Annotated in this window: 2 rRNA genes; both read left to right on the top strand. The window is 57.3% G+C overall.

Annotation, left to right across the window (positions count from 1 at the left end):
• Positions 1–22: 22 nt before the first annotated feature.
• Positions 23–1548, top strand: a 16S ribosomal RNA gene (locus IO33_RS45295).
• A gap of 287 nt (positions 1549–1835) precedes the next feature.
• Positions 1836–4955, top strand: a 23S ribosomal RNA gene (locus IO33_RS0141690).
• The 16S and 23S rRNA genes sit together here, the layout of an rRNA operon.
• The last annotated feature ends 22 nt before the right edge of the window (positions 4956–4977 follow it).

Below are 4977 nucleotides of genomic sequence, written 5' to 3'. Positions count from 1 at the left end.
TCATCCCGATTACGGGAAAACATTCACGGAGAGTTTGATCCTGGCTCAGGACGAACGCTGGCGGCGTGCTTAACACATGCAAGTCGAACGATGAAGCCCTTCGGGGTGGATTAGTGGCGAACGGGTGAGTAACACGTGGGCAATCTGCCCTTCACTCTGGGACAAGCCCTGGAAACGGGGTCTAATACCGGATACGAGCTTCCCGGGCATCTGGGAGGTTGGAAAGCTCCGGCGGTGAAGGATGAGCCCGCGGCCTATCAGCTTGTTGGTGAGGTAACGGCTCACCAAGGCGACGACGGGTAGCCGGCCTGAGAGGGCGACCGGCCACACTGGGACTGAGACACGGCCCAGACTCCTACGGGAGGCAGCAGTGGGGAATATTGCACAATGGGCGAAAGCCTGATGCAGCGACGCCGCGTGAGGGATGACGGCCTTCGGGTTGTAAACCTCTTTCAGCAGGGAAGAAGCGAAAGTGACGGTACCTGCAGAAGAAGCGCCGGCTAACTACGTGCCAGCAGCCGCGGTAATACGTAGGGCGCAAGCGTTGTCCGGAATTATTGGGCGTAAAGAGCTCGTAGGCGGCTTGTCACGTCGATTGTGAAAGCCCGAGGCTTAACCTCGGGTCTGCAGTCGATACGGGCTAGCTAGAGTGTGGTAGGGGAGATCGGAATTCCTGGTGTAGCGGTGAAATGCGCAGATATCAGGAGGAACACCGGTGGCGAAGGCGGATCTCTGGGCCATTACTGACGCTGAGGAGCGAAAGCGTGGGGAGCGAACAGGATTAGATACCCTGGTAGTCCACGCCGTAAACGGTGGGAACTAGGTGTTGGCGACATTCCACGTCGTCGGTGCCGCAGCTAACGCATTAAGTTCCCCGCCTGGGGAGTACGGCCGCAAGGCTAAAACTCAAAGGAATTGACGGGGGCCCGCACAAGCGGCGGAGCATGTGGCTTAATTCGACGCAACGCGAAGAACCTTACCAAGGCTTGACATACACCGGAAAGCATTAGAGATAGTGCCCCCCTTGTGGTCGGTGTACAGGTGGTGCATGGCTGTCGTCAGCTCGTGTCGTGAGATGTTGGGTTAAGTCCCGCAACGAGCGCAACCCTTGTTCTGTGTTGCCAGCATGCCCTTCGGGGTGATGGGGACTCACAGGAGACCGCCGGGGTCAACTCGGAGGAAGGTGGGGACGACGTCAAGTCATCATGCCCCTTATGTCTTGGGCTGCACACGTGCTACAATGGCCGGTACAAAGAGCTGCGATACCGTGAGGTGGAGCGAATCTCAAAAAGCCGGTCTCAGTTCGGATTGGGGTCTGCAACTCGACCCCATGAAGTCGGAGTCGCTAGTAATCGCAGATCAGCATTGCTGCGGTGAATACGTTCCCGGGCCTTGTACACACCGCCCGTCACGTCACGAAAGTTGGTAACACCCGAAGCCGGTGGCCCAACCCCTTGTGGGAGGGAGCTGTCGAAGGTGGGACTAGCGATTGGGACGAAGTCGTAACAAGGTAGCCGTACCGGAAGGTGCGGCTGGATCACCTCCTTTCTAAGGAGCACATAGCCGACTGCAAGCAAATGTCTTGCACGGTTGCTCATGGGTGGAACGTTGATTATTCGGCACGGTCCAGGATGGACCAGGCTGCTAGTACTGCTCTTCGGGGCGTGGAACGCTGATCTGGTCGGCTGATCGTGTCGGGCACGCTGTTGGGTGTCTGAGGGAATGATCTGATCTTCTCCTCAGTCGCCGGCCCCAGTGCACTCGGACCGTATCGGTTCGGGGTGATGGGTGGCTGGTCGTTGTTTGAGAACTGCACAGTGGACGCGAGCATCTGTGGCCAAGTTTTTAAGGGCGCACGGTGGATGCCTTGGCACCAGGAACCGATGAAGGACGTGGGAGGCCACGATAGTCCCCGGGGAGCCGTCAACCAGGCTTTGATCCGGGGGTTTCCGAATGGGGAAACCCGGCAGTCGTCATGGGCTGTCACCCGCTGCTGAACACATAGGCAGTGTGGAGGGAACGAGGGGAAGTGAAACATCTCAGTACCCTCAGGAAGAGAAAACAACCGTGATTCCGGGAGTAGTGGCGAGCGAAACCGGATGAGGCCAAACCGTATGCGTGTGAGACCCGGCAGGGGTTGCGCATGTGGGGTTGTGGGATCTCTCTTCTACGGTCTGCCGGCCGTAGGGCGAGTCAGAAACCGTTGATGTAGGCGAAGGACATGCGAAAGGTCCGGCGTAGAGGGTAAGACCCCCGTAGTCGAAACATCAGCGGCTTGCTTGAGAGACACCCAAGTAGCACGGGGCCCGAGAAATCCCGTGTGAATCTGGCGGGACCACCCGCTAAGCCTAAATATTCCCTGGTGACCGATAGCGGATAGTACCGTGAGGGAATGGTGAAAAGTACCCCGGGAGGGGAGTGAAATAGTACCTGAAACCGTGTGCCTACAAGCCGTGGGAGCGTCGGAACGTGCTTGCACGTTCTCGTGACTGCGTGCCTTTTGAAGAATGAGCCTGCGAGTTTGCGGTGTGTTGCGAGGTTAACCCGGGTGGGGAAGCCGTAGCGAAAGCGAGTCCGAATAGGGCGTTTCAGTAGCACGCTCAAGACCCGAAGCGGAGTGATCTAGCCATGGGCAGGTTGAAGCGGAGGTAAGACTTCGTGGAGGACCGAACCCACCAGGGTTGAAAACCTGGGGGATGACCTGTGGTTAGGGGTGAAAGGCCAATCAAACTCCGTGATAGCTGGTTCTCCCCGAAATGCATTTAGGTGCAGCGTCGTGTGTTTCTTGCCGGAGGTAGAGCACTGGATAGGCGATGGGCCCTACCGGGTTACTGACCTTAGCCAAACTCCGAATGCCGGTAAGTGAGAGCGCGGCAGTGAGACTGTGGGGGATAAGCTCCATGGTCGAGAGGGAAACAGCCCAGAGCATCGACTAAGGCCCCTAAGCGTACGCTAAGTGGGAAAGGATGTGGAGTCGCACAGACAACCAGGAGGTTGGCTTAGAAGCAGCCACCCTTGAAAGAGTGCGTAATAGCTCACTGGTCTAGTGATTCCGCGCCGACAATGTAGCGGGGCTCAAGCGTACCGCCGAAGTCGTGTCATTGCAGCATGAAGCCCCAACGGGCGCTGTGATGGGTAGGGGAGCGTCGTCTGCCGGGTGAAGCAGCACCGGAAGGTAGTTGTGGACGGTTGACGAGTGAGAATGCAGGCATGAGTAGCGATACAAACGTGAGAAACGTTTGCGCCGATTGACTAAGGGTTCCTGGGTCAAGCTGATCTGCCCAGGGTAAGTCGGGACCTAAGGCGAGGCCGACAGGCGTAGTCGATGGATAACCGGTTGATATTCCGGTACCCGCTGTGAAGCGTCAAACATCGAGCATCGTGATGCTAAGGCCGTGAAGCCGTTCCGGACCCTTCGGGGAAAGGAAAGTGGTGGAGCCGCCGAACCAAGCGGTTAGTAGGTGAGTGATGGGGTGACGCAGGAAGGTAGTCCATCCCGGGCGGTGGTTGTCCCGGGGTAAGGGTGTAGGACGAGTGGTAGGTAAATCCGCCGCTCACATAGTCTGAGACCTGATGCCGAGCCGATTGTGGTGAAGTGGATGATCCTATGCTGTCGAGAAAAGCCTCTAGCGAGTTTCATGGCGGCCCGTACCCTAAACCGACTCAGGTGGTCAGGTAGAGAATACCGAGGCGTTCGGGTGAACTATGGTTAAGGAACTCGGCAAAATGCCCCCGTAACTTCGGGAGAAGGGGGGCCACGCTCGGTGATCGGATTTACTCCGTGAGCTGGGGGTGGCCGCAGAGACCAGCGAGAAGCGACTGTTTACTAAAAACACAGGTCCGTGCGAAGCCGTAAGGCGATGTATACGGACTGACGCCTGCCCGGTGCTGGAACGTTAAGGGGACCGGTTAGCTTGGATTCGTCCAGGCGAAGCTGAGAACTTAAGCGCCAGTAAACGGCGGTGGTAACTATAACCATCCTAAGGTAGCGAAATTCCTTGTCGGGTAAGTTCCGACCTGCACGAATGGCGTAACGACTTCTCGACTGTCTCAACCATAGGCCCGGTGAAATTGCACTACGAGTAAAGATGCTCGTTTCGCGCAGCAGGACGGAAAGACCCCGGGACCTTTACTACAGTTTGATATTGGTGTTCGGTTCGGCTTGTGTAGGATAGCTGGGAGACTTTGAAGCATGCACGCCAGTGTGTGTGGAGTCGTCGTTGAAATACCAGTCTGGTCGTGCTGGATGTCTAACCTGGGTCCGTGATCCGGATCAGGGACAGTGTCTGATGGGTAGTTTAACTGGGGCGGTTGCCTCCTAAAGAGTAACGGAGGCGCCCAAAGGTTCCCTCAGCCTGGTTGGCAATCAGGTGTTGAGTGTAAGTGCACAAGGGAGCTTGACTGTGAGACCGACGGGTCGAGCAGGGACGAAAGTCGGGACTAGTGATCCGGCGGTGGCTTGTGGAAGCGCCGTCGCTCAACGGATAAAAGGTACCCCGGGGATAACAGGCTGATCTTCCCCAAGAGTCCATATCGACGGGATGGTTTGGCACCTCGATGTCGGCTCGTCGCATCCTGGGGCTGGAGTCGGTCCCAAGGGTTGGGCTGTTCGCCCATTAAAGCGGTACGCGAGCTGGGTTTAGAACGTCGTGAGACAGTTCGGTCCCTATCCGCTGTGCGCGTAGGAATATTGAGAAGGGCTGTCCCTAGTACGAGAGGACCGGGACGGACGAACCTCTGGTGTGCCAGTTGTTCTGCCAAGGGCATGGCTGGTTGGCTACGTTCGGGAGGGATAACCGCTGAAAGCATCTAAGCGGGAAGCCTGCTTCGAGATGAGTATTCCCACCTCCTTGAGAGGGTAAGGCTCCCAGTAGACGACTGGGTTGATAGGCCGGATCTGGAAGCCAGGTAACTGGTGGAGGTGACCGGTACTAATAGGCCGAGGGCTTGTCCTCAGTTGCTCGCGTCCACTGTGTT

Source organism: Streptomyces durhamensis (genome assembly GCF_000725475.1).
In the GTDB taxonomy this organism is placed as follows: Bacteria; Actinomycetota; Actinomycetes; order Streptomycetales; family Streptomycetaceae; genus Streptomyces; species Streptomyces filipinensis.
Note: the sequence above shows the minus strand (reverse complement) of the source record. Positions and strands in the feature narration are given on the sequence as shown.